This is a genomic window from Mitsuaria sp. TWR114, assembly GCF_007997345.1.
The window spans coordinates 1-13,682 of record NZ_VOSR01000125.1; the positions used below are offsets into that span (position 1 = coordinate 1).

Below are 13,682 nucleotides of genomic sequence, written 5' to 3' on the forward strand. Positions count from 1 at the left end.
CGGCGAGCAGGGCCAGCAGCGCGGCGACGGCGAGGGAGGTGCGAAGAGTGTTCATGTCGTCTCTCAGGTCATTGCGCCGGGTGGGCGCTGTCTCGTCGGCACGGGCTCGCCGGTGGCACCGGCCGGCCCGCAGTCTCATGGGGCGGCCGGAGCAGGCCGCCATGCGGGTCGGCATGATGCCACGACCGGGATAATGCGCCGCTTCAGATCGTTTCCGCCCCGCGTGCAGCCCGCACGCCGGGGCATCCACCCCGCACCCCGGCCGCTTCGGGCGGCCCTTCGACCATGGCGCTCAAGGCCACCATCCACAAAGCCCAGCTGCAGCTCTCCGACATGGACCGCCATGTCTACGGCGAGCACTCCCTGACCGTCGCCCGCCACCCGTCGGAGACCGACGAGCGCATGATGCTGCGCATCCTGGCCTACGCGCTGCACGTGCCCGCCGACGACCTGCGCGGCCGGCTCGAATTCAGCAAGGGCCTGTCCGATGTCGACGAGCCGCCGCTGTGGCAGCTGGACCTGACCGGCGAGGTGGTCCACTGGATCGAGCTGGGCCAGCCCGACGAGCGCCGGTTGCGCCAGGCCCACGGCCGCGCCGAGCGCGTCACCGTCATCAGCTACGCGTCCAGCACGCCGGTATGGTGGAGCGGCATCCAGAACAAGCTGCAGCGCACTCCCCGGCTGGCCGTGTGGCAGATCCCGGCGGACCAGGCGCAGGCGCTGGCCGCCCTGGCCGAACGCGGCATGCAGTGGCAGGTCAGCATCCAGGACGGAACGGCGTACGTCAGCACCGAGAAGGGCGCTGTGGAGATCACGCCGCAATTGCTGAAGGAAGCCGAGCAGTGACTTGTGGGGTAAGGTGACGAGCCGCCCGCGCCCTTGACCAGGAGACCGTTGTGCCGCATTCCGAGCCGTCCGCATCCGTCGACCCCACCACCGCCGCGGACGATCCGTTCCTGTGGCTCGAGGCGCTGGAAGGCGCCGAGGGCGAGCGCGCGCTGGCCTGGGTGCGCGAGCGCAACGACGCGACGCTGGCCGCGCTGAAGGCCGAGCCCGAGTTCGAGCCGGTCCGGGACGAGCTGCTGCAGATCCTGAACGCGCGCGACCGCATCCCGCATGTGGCCCGGCGCGGCGACTGGTTCTACAACCTCTGGCAGGACGAGGCCCATCCGCGCGGCCTGTGGCGGCGCTGCACGCTGGAGGACTACCAGCTCGCCGAGCCGCCGTGGCGGCTGGTGCTGGACCTGGACGCGCTGGGCCGCGACGAAGGCCGCAGCTGGGTCTTCCACGGCGCGACGGCGCTCGCGCCCGATTACCGGCGCTGCCTGGTGTCGCTGTCCGACGGCGGCGCCGATGCCCACGAGCTGCGCGAGTTCGACCTCGAGGCGCTGCGCTTCATCCCGCCGGCCGAAGGCGGCTTCTTCGTGCCCGAGGCCAAGAGCGACGTCGAATGGCTGGACGCCGACACCCTGCTGGTCGGCAGCGACTTCGGCCCCGACTCGCTGACCGAGTCGGGTTATCCGCGCCAGATCCGGCGCTGGGAGCGCGGCACGCCGCTGGACGCCGCGCCGGTGATCTTCGAGGGCGAGAAGGACGACGTCTCGGTGTCGGTGTCGGTCGACCGCACGCCGGGCTTCGAGCGGGTCGTGTTCAGCCGCGCGCTGGATTTCTACAACGAGTCGCGCTTCCTCTGGAAGCAAGGCGAGTTCGTGCCCATCGACCTGCCCAGCGACATGAGCGTGCACCTGGAAGGCCCGTGGATGCTGCTGCGTCCGCGCACCGACTGGGCCATCCCGCACGGCCCGACCTACCCGGCCGGCTCGCTGCTGCTGATGGAGGAAGCCGCGTTCTGGAAGAACGAGCGCCACGACAGGCACCTGCGCGTGATGTTCTCGCCGACGGCGGGCCGCTCGCTGGAGGACTACACGCTGACGCGCCACCACCTGCTGCTCAACGTCAGCGAGCATGTGGCCAGCCGGCTCGAGGAATGGGACCTGTCGCACCGGCCGCCGGTCCTGCGCCAGGTGAAGGCGCCCTTCCCCGGCACGCTCAGCGTGCAGAGCCTGCACGACCCGGAGCTGGCCGAGGACCGGCTCGGCGACCGCTACCTGCTGCACTACTGCGACTTCCTGACGCCCGACATCGTCTGCCTGGCGCAGGCCGGCACCGACGCGCGCGAGACGCTCAAGCAGCGCGGCGCGCAGTTCGACGCGCACGGCATGACGGTGGAGCAGCGCTTCGCCACCAGCGCCGACGGCGAGAGCGTGCCCTACTTCGTCATCGGCAAGGCCGGCCGCGGCGCCGACACGCCGACGCTGCTCTACGGCTACGGCGGCTTCGAGGTCTCGCTGCAGCCGTGGTATTCGGGCGGCAATGGCCGGGCGTGGCTCGCGCGCGGCGGGCGGCTGGTGGTGGCCAACATCCGCGGCGGCGGCGAGTACGGCCCGCGCTGGCACCAGGCCGCGACGCTCGCCCACAAGCAGCGCAGCTTCGACGACTTCATCGCCGTGGCCGAGGACCTGGTCGCGCACGGGCTGACGCGGCCGGCGCGGCTCGGGATCATGGGCGGCAGCAATGGCGGACTGCTGGTGGGTGCCTGCATGGTGCAGCGGCCGGAGCTCTTCGGCGCGGTGGTGTGCCAGGTGCCGCTGCTGGACATGAAGCGCTATCACCTGCTGCTGGCCGGTGCGTCGTGGATGGCCGAGTACGGCGATCCCGACGAGCCCGCGGAGTGGGCGCACATCGCCGCCTACAGCCCGTACCAGCAGCTCAAGGCGGGCGTGCAATATCCGCGGGCGCTCTTCGCCACCTCGACGCGCGACGACCGCGTGCATCCGGGCCATGCGAGGAAAATGGCGGCCCGCATGCTTGCGTTGGGGCAAGCCTGCTTCTATTACGAAAACATCGAGGGCGGCCATGGCGGCGCGGCGGACAACCAGCAGCGCGCGCTGTTGCAAGCCCTCGAGTTCGCCTACTTGTGGCGGCAACTCGGCAGGGAGCCCAGCAGTGGAGACGCAGCGTGAATTTCGTCATCCAGCATCATCCCGACGCGAGATGCTTTCTTGCCCAGCCGCAACCCGGACTGCAATGCCGGCTCGACTATGAGCGCCACGGCGAACAGCTGATCATCACCCACACCGGCGTGCCGGCGCAGCTGCGCGGGCAAGGCCTGGCCTCGCAGCTGGTGGAGACCGCGGCGCGCTGGCTGGCGGAGTTCCCGTTGCAGCTGGTCCCCGGCTGCAGCTATGTGCGCCACTGGCTGCTGCGCCATCCGCGCTGGCAGCGGCTGCTGACGCCGGCCTCGGCCCAGCGGGTGCTCAACGAATGGTTCGGCCCGCCCGGCTCGGCGCAGGACGGCAGATCCAGATGAAGTGGTTCAAGAAGGACCCCGCCTTCGACGACGCGCTGCGCGAGCGCTTCGGCGCGGTCGTCGCCCAGGCCCTCGACGGCGGCCTGCGCGAGTGGGACTCCACCGCCTGGGGCGCGCTCGCGCGCATCGTCGTGCTGGACCAGTTCACCCGCAACATTCATCGCGATACGCCAGCAGCCTTCGCCGGCGACGCCCTCGCCCTGGACGCCGCAATCGCGCTGCGGGCCCGGGCGCAGGAACTCGGCACGCTCGAACGCTGGTTCGCCACCATGCCGATGGAACACGCCGAAGACCTCGCGATGCAGGAACTCAGCGTCGCCACCTTCGAAGCCCTCACCCTCGAGGACCCGCGCCTCGCCGACGCGCTCGACTACGCGCGCAAACACCGCGATGTCATCGCGCGTTTCGGGCGCTTCCCGCATCGCAATGACATCCTCGGGCGGGACAGCACGCCGGAGGAACTGGACTTCCTGAAGCAGCCAGGGTCACGGTTCTGACCTGCGCTCGGGCAGGACCGGGGCAGGCGACTCCCGTCGTGCCTCAGGCGCTCAACTCCCGCCGCTCGCCTGCGGCTCGCTTTGGTCAGACAGAACGCGCCCAGTCAGTCCTGGACGGCACGACTTCGTCGCCTGCCCCGGCCCTGCCCTCGAAGAGAAGCACTGCAGCGCGTGCACCGCGAGGCGCCAGCAGCTCAACTCGATTCCTGCTCCTGCAGGAGACGCCACATGACCTTGCCGGAACCCGACTTCGGCAAGACGTCCACGAACTGCACAATGCGCGGCGCCTTGTAGGCCGCCATGTGCTCGTGCGCCCAGTCGATGATGTCCCTGTCCGTGGTCTTGCCCTTGGCCTCCGCACGCAGCACCACCACCGCCTTGACCGTCTCGCCACGGTACGCATCCTTGGCCGCGATGATGCAGGCCTCCTGCACCGCCGGGTGCCGGTACAGCAGCATCTCGACCTCCGAAGGCCACACCTTGTAGCCGCTCGCGTTGATCATCCGCTTGAGCCGGTCCGTGATGAAGAAGTAGCCCTCCTCGTCCATGCGGCCAAGATCCCCCGTGCGGAAGAAGCGCTTGCCGTCGAGCTCGACAAAGGCCGCCTCCGTCGCCTCCGGCTGGCGCCAGTAGCCCTGGAACACCATCGGGCCATGCGTGATGATCTCGCCCACCTCGCCGACCGGCAGTTCCTCCAGCGTGGTCGGATCGACGATGCGCGCGTCCACACCGAAGATCGGGATGCCCAGGCACTGCAGCTTGGCGCGCTCGGGCGGGTTGCCGTGACTGGGCGCGCGGTCTCCGTCAGGCCGTAGCCCTCGGCGAAGGTCAGGCCGAACTCCTCCTGCAATCGCTCGGCCACCGCCTTGGGCATCGCCGCGCCGCCGCCGCTGAGATAACGCAGGCTGCGCAGGTCGAAGGACTTGTAGTTGGGGCTCGCGAAGAGGTCGATGATCATCGTCGGGATGCAGGTCCAGTGCGTGACCTGGTGGCGCGAGATCAGGCGCCCGCAGAGCTCGCGGTCCCAGCGCGGCATGATCACCAGCGTCATCCCGGTGAAGACCGGACCGAGCACGCCATACAAGGTGCCGGTGATGTGGAACATCGGCACCACCGCCAGCCCGACCGATTCGGCACTCGCGTAACCCCATTGGCAGCCACCGCAGCTGTTGGCCATCAAGGTCGCGTTGGTGTGCATGCAGCCCTTGGGCAGGCCGGTGGTGCCCGAGGTGTAGGGCAGCATCGCCAGGTCGTCGGGTCCGGCGGTATGCGGCCCCGGCACCAGGCCGGCGCCCAGCGCGTCGCGCCAGTCGGTCGCGCCGGGCGGCAGCTCGTGGACGGCGGTGAGCCAGGCCCGCATCGTCTCGGGCGCGTCGCAGGCCGGATCGGGCCCGGCGGGCGGGAGCATCTGCCAGTACTGGGTCACCAGCACGGCGCGCGGGCGCTGCGCCGGCGGCAGCTTCTCGGCGGCCTTGGCGACGATGCCCGACAGCTCGCCGCTGCAGATGACGACGCGTGTCTCCGGATCGGTCAGGTAATGGCCGAACTCGTCCTCGCGGTTCATCGGGTTGACCGGCACCACCACCGCATCGGCGCGGTTGATCGCGTAGAAGGCGACCAGGTACTGCGGGCAGTTCTGCATGAAGAGCGCGACGCGGTCGCCCTTGCCCACGCCCTGCGCCCGCAGCCAGCCGGCGAGCGCCTCGGCCTGCCGTCGCAGCTCGCGGTAGCTCAGCGTCGCGCCGAGGAACTGCGTGGCCGCCTTGTCCGGATACCGCGTCGCGGCGACCTCCAGGTTGAACCACAGCGAGGTCCGTGGAATCGCCAACCGCCGGGGCAGTCGCGCCGGCCAGTGGCTGTGCTGCACGCCGGCGTTCTCGGGACGGGGGGTGACCACGCGCGTCATCGGGGCTGTCTCCTGTCTGTGTTGTGGCGTCGATCTTCAATCCACCGCCTCGCCGACCTTGTCTCGACAGCGACATCGGGCCCGGCGGTCCACTGTGGCGGAAACCCGACTGGCCCCTGTTATCGGGGTGGTCCCGGACATGCTCCTCCCCGTGCCCCCGCGTAGCATGCGGGCTTTCACCAATGCCCGCGCGGCATCCGCCCTCCCCTCGGGGCGTCGATGCGCGGCCGGGTCGTGCCTGCTCCCGTTCATGCTGATCGCGCGACGTACCGCCCTTCAGGGCCTGCTGACCTGTGCCCTGGCCGTGGGCGCCGCGGCCGCGCCGTCCGTGCGGGCGGCGCCGGCCGAGCCGCCGCTGGCCGCGCCCACCGGACCGGTGGTGCTCACCATCGGCGGGGCGCTGCGCAACGCCAATCGCGACGGCCGCGCCGCCTTCGACATGGCGATGCTCGAGAAGCTGCCCCAGGTCAGCTTCAGCACGCAGACGCCCTGGTACCCGCAGCCGCGCCGGTTCACCGGGCCGCTGCTGCGCGACGTGCTCGCCGCCGCCGGCGCGCAGGGACGCACGATCGAGGCCCGCGCGCTCAACGACTACCGCGTCCAGATCCCGCTGACCGACAGCCATCGCTACGATGTGATCGTCGCCCGGCTGCTCGACGACCGGCCGATGGCGGTGCGCGACAAGGGCCCGCTGTTCCTGATCTATCCCTTCGACCACGCGCCCGAGCTGCGCAACAGCGTCTTCTACGGGCGCTCGGCCTGGCAGCTGACCCACCTGGAGCTGCGCTGACCATGCCGCGCGACGCCTCCCGCACCGTCGCGGCCCGGCAGCGCCGCTGGCGCGTCGGCATCGCCGCGATGGGCCTGCTGCTGGTGCTAACGCCCGCCGGCGTGGGCTGGCTGCAGGCGCGGCAATACGAGGCGCTCAACGGCACGCGGCGCTATCAGGACGACTACCTCGTCTGGAGCCTGTTCCAGTTCGAGACCGAATACCTGAAGCTGCGCCTGGCCCTGGAGCAGGCGGCCGGACCGAGCGTGGGCGTCGACCCCGACCAGGTGGCGCAGCGCTACGAGATCTTCGTCAGCCGGCTCAACCTCGTGGAGAGCGAGCATGCCGCGCTGGTGCTGGCGCACCACCCCGACTACCAGCGCACGGTCGCGCGTGCCCAGGACTTCGTGCGCTGGGCCGATGCGCTGCCGCTCAACGGCGCGCTGATCCGCGAGCATCCGCAGCGCATCGCCGAGATCGTCGCCCGCCTGGAACCGCTGGCCGACCCGATCCGGGACCTGTCGCTGACCTCGACCCACCACGTCGCCCAGGACGTGACGCGCCGCAACGAGATCATCCGCAACCAGAGTCGCGTCAGCCTGGGGCTGACGGCGGCGCTGTCGGCGATGACGCTGCTGTTCGCGGCCGTGATCTACCGGCAGTTCCGCGGCCTGGAGCGTTATGGCGACAAGCAGAAGGCGCTGGCCGCGCGGCTCAACGAAGCGCAGCGCGAGGCCGACGCCGCCAACCGCGCCAAGACGGTCTTCCTCGCCAACATGAGCCACGAGCTGCGCACGCCGCTGCAGGGGCTGCTGGGCATGCTGGGCCTGATCAAGGAAGCGCCGCTGACGCCCGCGCAGCAGGACCAGCTCAAGGCCGCCAACGACTGCGCGCGCCACCTGCTGGCGGTGCTGGGCGACATCCTGGACGTGACGCGCATGGAGGCCGGCGGGCTGTCGATCGCGCCGGAGCCGCTGCAACTCGGCGCGCTGGTCAGGGAACTGGAGGCGCTGAGCCGGCCGCAGGCGGCGGCCAAGCGGCTCGCGCTGCACTTCGGCATCGACGACGACGTGCCCGGCTGGGTGCTGGCCGATCCGACGCGGCTGCGCCAGATCCTGCTGAACCTGCTGAGCAACGCGCTCAAGTTCTGCGACCGCGGCCAGGTGGGCTGCCAGCTGAGACGCGGCGTCGGGCCGCTGGGCGAGGACCTGCTGATGTTCGAGGTCAGCGACACCGGCCCGGGCATCGACGCGCAGACGCAGGCCAGACTCTTCCAGCGCTTCAGCCAGGGCGACGCGAGCACCTCGCGGCGCCACGGCGGCGCGGGCCTGGGGCTGGAGATCTCGCGCCGGCTGGCCCGTGCGATGGGCGGCGACATCCATGTGCAGAGCGCGCCCGGCCAGGGCGCGCGCTTCACGCTGGCGCTGCCGCTGCGCGCCGGCGCCGACCTGCCGCCCGGCCGCATGGTGGCGGCGGAGGCGGCGGCGACCGCCCCCTCGACGCCGCTCAAGGGACCTTCGGCGACCTCGGCGGCCTTGACGACTTCGGCGGCCTCGGCGGAGGATGCGCCGGTCACCGGCCTGCGCGTCCTGGTCAGCGAGGACAACCCGACCAACCGCATCGTCATCGAGGCGATGCTCGAACGGCTGGGCCATCGGCCGACGCTGTGCGAGAACGGCCTGCAGGCGCTGCACGCGCTGCGGCAGCAGGCCTTCGACGTCGTGCTGATGGACCTGCACACGCCGCAGATGGACGGCTTCGAGGCCACGCGGCGGATGCGGGAGCTGCCGCCGTCGCGCGGGCGGCTGCCGATCATCGCGTTCTCGGCCGACGCGTTCGAGGAGTCTCGCCAGAAGGCCGATGACGCCGGCATCAGCGCCTTCCTGGCCAAGCCGGTGGAGCTCGAGACGCTGCGCGCCTGCCTGCAGTCGCTGGCGCCCTCGCCCGCCCGGCCGGAAGCGGCCTGAACCGGGCGGGCCGGCTGAGCCGGTTCGATCCCGCTCACCTCAAAGGCCATTAAAGTCCCTCTCCGCAACGGAGAGCCCCGTCCCATGTACCTGTCCCGCATCGCGCTGACCAATGTGCGCTCGATGGAGTCGCTGGCGATCGACTTCGGCATCAGCCCGGAGGCAGCCCCCGGCACGAACCGGCGCTGGACGCTGTTGCTCGGCGAGAACGGCTGCGGCAAGAGCACGGTGCTGCGCGCGATCGGCCTGCTGCTGGCGGGCAGCGACGCCCTGCCGGAGCTGCTCGGCGACGCCGATGCCTGGATCCGCAACGGCACGCGGCAATGCCGCATCGCCGGCACGCTGGTGACCGCCAAGGGCGAGCCGCGCGAGATCGCGCTGGAACTGCACCGCGGCGACGGCCTGCGCGACATCTTCGAGCGCAACGCGCGGACGCTGGATGCGCTGGATGCGGCGATCCGGCATGCCGACCGCAACTATTTCGTGCTGGGTTATGGCGTGTCGCGCCGGCCGCCCGAAGGCGGCAAGCGCCTGAGCGCGCCGCTGGACGACAGCGCACGCTCGCCGCGCGCGCGGGCGCTGGCCTCGATGTTCTCGCCCGACGCCTCGCTGGTCTCGCTGCAGCGCTGGGCGATGGACCTCGACTACCGGCGCGGCGCCGGCGCGCTGGCGCCGATCCGCGCGGCGCTCAACCAGCTGATGCGGGGCATGAACTTCTCGCGCATCGACAAGGCCTCCGGCCAGCTGATGTTCCACACCGTCGACGGCGAGGTGCCCCTGAGCCAGCTGTCCGACGGCTACCAGAACATGGCCGCCTGGTGCGGCGACCTGCTCTACCGCATCACCGAGGCCTTCCCCGATCGCAAGGACCCGCTCGCCACGCGCGGCGTGCTGCTGATCGACGAACTCGACCTGCATCTGCACCCGGTCTGGCGCCGGCAGCTGGTCGACTTCCTGTCGGCGCTGCTGCCGCATTTCCAGTTCATCGCGACGACGCATTCGGCGCTGACCGCGCAGCAGAGTGGCGAGGGCGAGCTCTTCGTCATCCGCCGCGAAGGGACCAAGCAGCGGCCGACGCTGGTGCCCTTCGTCGGCGAGCCGCGCCTGATGGGCGTGCACCAGCTGCTGATGAGCCCGATGTTCGGCCTGGCGTCGATGGATTCGGTGGTGGTCGAGCAGGCGCGCGACACGGCCCGCAAGCTGCAGGCGAAGTCGACGGCCAAGGGCAAGGCCCTGACCGCGCGCGAACGCACGCAATTGCAGCGCAGCACGGAGGTCCTGCGGGCCGCGCCGGAGTGGGACGCGGTGCCCGGTTACGCGCGCCAGCAGGCGGCGTTGCTGAAGGAACTCAAGGCAACCATCGCGAAGCAGGCGGCCCAGTCCGCGAAGCCCGCGGCGCCGGAGCCGGCCGCGAAGTCGCGGCCATCGACGGCGAAGGCGACAAAGGTCGCCAGGGCGACGCAGACGGCGAAAGCCTCGAAGGCCGCGGCGCCGGCGTCGAAGCCGTCGACCGCAGCGGCAAAGCCCGCGTCCACGCCGACGCTGTCGCCGGGCAAGCTCAAGGCCGCGGTGAAGCGCGTGGAGCGGTCCAAGTGATCCGCCTGCGGCGGCGACGCGATGCCGCGAGCCTGGGCGCCTTCACCGGCGCGAAGCTGCAGCAGCGGCTGCTCCGGCTCGAGGGCTATTTCTACGACGACGGCCGCAGGGTCGACTTCAAGCCCAAGTCACGCCAGATCTGGTCGGCCGCGAAGGCGACGCTGCGGCGCGAGACCGCTGGCAAATGCGCCTACTGCGAGGCCGACACGGCGGTAGTCGCGCATGGCGACGTCGAGCACTTCCGTCCCAAGGACCCGTACTGGTGGCTGGCGTATTGCGTCGACAACTACACCTTCAGCTGCCAGGTCTGCAACCAGGTCCACAAGGGCAACCGCTTCCCGTTCACCGGCGCGCGGCTGAAGCCGCCACGCATGCCGGCCACGCGCCCGGCCGATGCGGCGAAGGCAGCGGCGCTTGCCGAGCGCTTCTGCCCCGATCCCGCGTCCACGACAGACGCCGCGCTGAAGCGCTTCTTCGCCGGCGAGCATGCGCATCTCCCCGACCCTTACCTCGACGATCCGGAGCGGCTGTTTTCCTGGAACGCGATCGATGCGACGCAAGAGGTATGGCTCATCGCCCGTGGCCGCTCCGCGAGGGCGAAGGCCGCGGTGAAGGCGGCCGAGGAAGTGCTGGGCCTCAATCGCAGCGAGCTGCTGCGCCTGCGCTACCAGCGCTACGAGTTCCTCTACACCGCAGCGCTGGCGTTCCAGGAAATGGATCACGACTCGCCAAGCGCGCCGAAGGTGCTCGCGCAGCTGCGCCGCCAGGCCGACGACAACCAGCCGTTCGCTGCGATGTCGCGGCACTTCCTTCGTAGCTGGGGGCTGCTGGAGACTTGACCGGCGCCCCCTGAAAGGGCGTTGCGCCGTCCCCCTTCGGGAGGCCGGCTTCCGACTCGCGGCTGCTGATCTTGCGGCGCAAACTTTGCAGGTCCCAGCAGATCCGTCGCGAGCCCTCTCATGCGCAGTTCATCATCGAGCAGGAAAAAGGGGCCAGGCCTTGCCCAGCTGCCGCCCATGGCCACCCCGCACAAGCACGCCCCTCATGTCGAGGTCATTGACCGCCATGGCGCCTCGGCCCAGCATTCGAACCTTCCAATCAAGGTGGCTGTACTGGAGACCAACGTGGACCGACTGCAGATCGAGATGAATGAACTCAAGACCGAGTTCAGGGAATTCCGGAAGGAGATGCGCGCCGAGATCATGGCCATCCGCACGCATGACTTTCGCCTTCTGTTCGGCGCCATCATCACGGTGGCCATCGGCGTGGCGGCGTTGATGGCGAAAGGATTCCACTGGATCTGAGCAAGCCCTCGAGACCCTGGGGCGGGCCGGCTCAGACCACCACCGGCTCCGGCTCCAGCCGGATGCCGAAGCGGCCGTAGACACTCTCCTGGATCGCCCGCGCCAGCGTGACGACCTCGGCGCCCCGGGCTTCGCCGCGATTCACCAGCACCAGCGCCTGCTTCTCGTAGACCGCCGCGCCGCCGACGCTCTTGCCCTTCCACCCACAGGCGTCGATCAGCCAGCCGGCGGCCAGCTTGAAGCTGCCGTCGGGCATCGGGTAATGCACGATGTGCGGGTCGCGCGTGATGATGTCGCGGCACTGCTCCGCGCTCACCACCGGGTTCTTGAAAAAACTGCCCGCATTGCCGATGCGCGCCGGATCCGGCAGCTTGGCGCGGCGGATCTCGCAGATCCAGTCGAACACCTGCCGGGCATCGGGCGCGGCGATGCCGGTCTCGGCCATCTTGCGTTCGATGTCCAGGTAGCCCAGCTGCGGCTGCCACGGCTTGGGACAGCGCAGCCGCACCTTGGTGATCACGCTCTTGCCGGCCAGGCCGCCGTAACCGGTCTGCTTGAACACGCTGTCCCGGTAGCCGAAGCGGCACACCTCGGCCGGCAGCGTGACCCGCCGGCCGGTGGTCAGGTCCACGACGTCCACGTTCTCGAGCCTGTCCTTCAGCTCGACGCCATAGGCGCCGATGTTCTGGACCGGCGCTGCGCCGACGGTGCCGGGGATCAGCGCGAGGTTTTCCAGGCCCGGCACGCCCAGCGCCAGCGAGCCCGCGACCGCCTCATGCCAGGCCACGCCGGCGCCGGCCTCGACGATCCAGCAGTCGTCGCGTTCCTCGACGCGCAGGCCCGGGATCTCCATCTTCAACACGACCGCGTCGACATCCCGCGTCAGCACCAGGTTCGAGCCACCGCCAAGCACGAACTTCGGCGCGCGGCCCAGTTCGGGATGGTCGACGACGCGGCGCACATCCAGTTCCTCGCGGATGCGCACCAGCCGGCGCGCCGTCGCGGGCAGGCCGAAGGTGTTGTAGGGCTTGAGGTTGACGTCGGTCTCGATGACGACGCCCTCGCGTCGCTCGGTCGAGGGGGGGATGGCGGGAGACTGCATGGCTAGAATTCTCGCCCATATCCCCCGAAGGCCCGATCCGGGCCTTCGCTCCTTTGAAAGAGATGTACGCACATGCCCAGCTTTGACACCGTCCTCGAACCCGACATGGTGAAGGTCCGCAACAGCGTGGACGCCAGCGCCAAGGAGATCGCCACCCGCTTCGACTTCAAGGGCACCAGCGCCGCCATCGAGTGGAAGGACAAGGAGAAAGAAGTCCACGCCACCGGCGACGCCGAGTTCCAGCTCGAGCAGATCGAGGCGGTGCTGTATTCGAAGCTGACCAAGCAGGGCGTGGTGCTCGGATTCGTCGACAAGCAGGACAAGATCGAGAAGCTCGGCGGCGACCGCGTCAAGCAGGTCTACAAGATCAAGAACGGTCTGGAAGCCGCCGAGGCCAAGAAGGTCGTGGCCGCGATCAAGGAGAGCAAGCTCAAGGTGCAGGCGCAGATCGAAGGCGACATCGTGCGCATCACCGGCAAGTCGCTCGACGACCTGCAGGCCGCGCAGGGCGCGCTGCGCAAGGCGCTGCCCGACCTGCCGCTGAGCTTCGACAACTACCGCAAATGAGCCGGGCCGGGTTCGACCCGGCCTGAGCCTCGCGCCGGAGCGCGACCAGGCACCCTGCCCGCTCCCGCGCACCGACGGCCCCAGGCCGCGGCCGCATGACCACACATCGGGGGGGACGAGATGAGCACTGTTGGCAGGTCTGGCAGGTCCGGTGGGTCCCGCTGGCGCGGCCCCGCGGCGGCGGCCTTGCTGGCGCTGTGCGCGGCATCGGCGCAGGCGGACAGCGTCAAGGCCGCGCGCTTCTACGAGGACGCGCTCAAGCGCTTCGAACGCCAGGACATCGACGGCGCCGTCATCCAGCTGAAGAACGCGCTGCAGCAGGACGCGCGCATGCTCAGCGTCCACGTGCTGCTGGGCAAGGCGCTGCTGATGCGCAGCGAGGCCGCGGCCGCCGAGGTCGAGTTCAACGAGGCCCTCTCGCTGGGCATCAACCGCGCCGAGGTCGCCGTGCCGCTGGCCCAGGCGCTGGTCGCCCAGGGCAAGCAGCCCGAGGTCTTCAAGCTCCCGGCGCTGGTGCCCGAGGGCCTGCCCGACGCCATCCGCAAGGCGCTGCTGCTGGTGCGCGCCGCGGCGGCCTCGGACCTCGGCGAGCCCTCGCGCGCGC

At 70.3% G+C, this 13,682-nt stretch carries 12 protein-coding genes and 2 pseudogenes; 11 read left to right on the forward strand and 3 right to left on the reverse strand.

Annotation, left to right across the window (positions count from 1 at the left end):
- Positions 1-285: 285 nt before the first annotated feature.
- From FUT87_RS06040 to FUT87_RS06055, 4 genes are read left to right on the forward strand one after another with little or no spacing between them, the layout of a single operon-like run.
- Positions 286-846: a YaeQ family protein gene (locus FUT87_RS06040; RefSeq protein WP_091733012.1), complete on the forward strand. Its 561-nt coding sequence runs from the start codon at positions 286-288 to the stop codon at positions 844-846.
- Positions 847-896: 50 nt separating this feature from the next.
- The gene (locus FUT87_RS06045; RefSeq protein ID WP_147240412.1) at positions 897-3,023 is read left to right on the forward strand and encodes a prolyl oligopeptidase family protein; all 2,127 of its coding nucleotides are present in this window, start codon (positions 897-899) and stop codon (positions 3,021-3,023) included.
- On the forward strand, positions 3,020-3,370 hold the full coding sequence (locus tag FUT87_RS06050; protein WP_186830378.1) for a GNAT family N-acetyltransferase: 351 nt from the start codon (positions 3,020-3,022) through the stop codon (positions 3,368-3,370). The genes FUT87_RS06045 and FUT87_RS06050 overlap by 4 nt, the downstream gene beginning before the upstream one ends.
- Complete coding sequence (locus tag FUT87_RS06055) at positions 3,367-3,867, forward strand: DUF924 family protein (protein ID WP_186830379.1); 501 nt, start codon at positions 3,367-3,369, stop codon at positions 3,865-3,867. The genes FUT87_RS06050 and FUT87_RS06055 overlap by 4 nt, the downstream gene beginning before the upstream one ends.
- 194 nt (positions 3,868-4,061) lie before the next feature.
- On the opposite strand, the gene FUT87_RS31610 is transcribed toward FUT87_RS06055, so the two are convergent.
- Both FUT87_RS31610 and FUT87_RS06060 read right to left on the reverse strand, forming a co-directional pair.
- Positions 4,062-4,415: an AMP-binding enzyme gene (locus tag FUT87_RS31610; RefSeq protein ID WP_404935364.1), complete on the reverse strand. Its 354-nt coding sequence runs from the start codon at positions 4,413-4,415 to the stop codon at positions 4,062-4,064.
- Between the two features lie 138 nt (positions 4,416-4,553).
- Positions 4,554-5,773: pseudogene (locus tag FUT87_RS06060) on the reverse strand (AMP-binding protein); the annotation flags it as partial.
- A gap of 250 nt (positions 5,774-6,023) precedes the next feature.
- On the opposite strand from FUT87_RS06060, the gene FUT87_RS06065 reads away from it, so the two are divergent.
- The 5 genes from FUT87_RS06065 to FUT87_RS06085 all read left to right on the forward strand — a co-directional run bounded on the left by FUT87_RS06065 (position 6,024) and on the right by FUT87_RS06085 (position 11,409).
- Entirely contained in the window at positions 6,024-6,563 is a 540-nt protein-coding gene (locus FUT87_RS06065; RefSeq protein ID WP_255511693.1) for a hypothetical protein, read from the forward strand.
- A 2-nt stretch (positions 6,564-6,565) separates the two neighbouring features.
- Positions 6,566-8,509 (forward strand): ATP-binding protein, encoded by a 1,944-nt coding sequence (locus FUT87_RS06070; protein ID WP_147240415.1) that lies wholly within the window; start codon positions 6,566-6,568, stop codon positions 8,507-8,509.
- Between the two features lie 84 nt (positions 8,510-8,593).
- Positions 8,594-10,105, forward strand: a complete 1,512-nt coding sequence (locus FUT87_RS06075; protein WP_091732993.1) for an AAA family ATPase — start codon at positions 8,594-8,596, stop codon at positions 10,103-10,105.
- Positions 10,102-10,944 (forward strand): hypothetical protein, encoded by an 843-nt coding sequence (locus FUT87_RS06080; RefSeq protein ID WP_147240416.1) that lies wholly within the window; start codon positions 10,102-10,104, stop codon positions 10,942-10,944. The genes FUT87_RS06075 and FUT87_RS06080 overlap by 4 nt, the downstream gene beginning before the upstream one ends.
- Before the next feature lie 177 nt (positions 10,945-11,121).
- Positions 11,122-11,409, forward strand: coding sequence for a hypothetical protein (locus FUT87_RS06085; RefSeq protein ID WP_091732986.1), 288 nt, complete (start codon positions 11,122-11,124; stop codon positions 11,407-11,409).
- Positions 11,410-11,440: 31 nt separating this feature from the next.
- Here the strand turns inward: FUT87_RS06085 and murB are convergent, their stop codons facing one another.
- A complete protein-coding gene (gene murB / locus FUT87_RS06090) occupies positions 11,441-12,511 on the reverse strand; it encodes a UDP-N-acetylmuramate dehydrogenase (RefSeq protein ID WP_091732981.1) in 1,071 nt (356 codons plus the stop codon).
- Positions 12,512-12,583: 72 nt separating this feature from the next.
- Here murB and FUT87_RS06095 point away from each other — a divergent pair, with 72 nt between their 5' ends.
- Together FUT87_RS06095 and FUT87_RS06100 are read left to right on the forward strand one after the other, a co-directional pair.
- Positions 12,584-13,078 (forward strand): YajQ family cyclic di-GMP-binding protein, encoded by a 495-nt coding sequence (locus tag FUT87_RS06095; RefSeq protein ID WP_091732977.1) that lies wholly within the window; start codon positions 12,584-12,586, stop codon positions 13,076-13,078.
- A 120-nt stretch (positions 13,079-13,198) separates the two neighbouring features.
- Positions 13,199-13,682, forward strand: a pseudogene (locus FUT87_RS06100) (hypothetical protein); the annotation flags it as partial.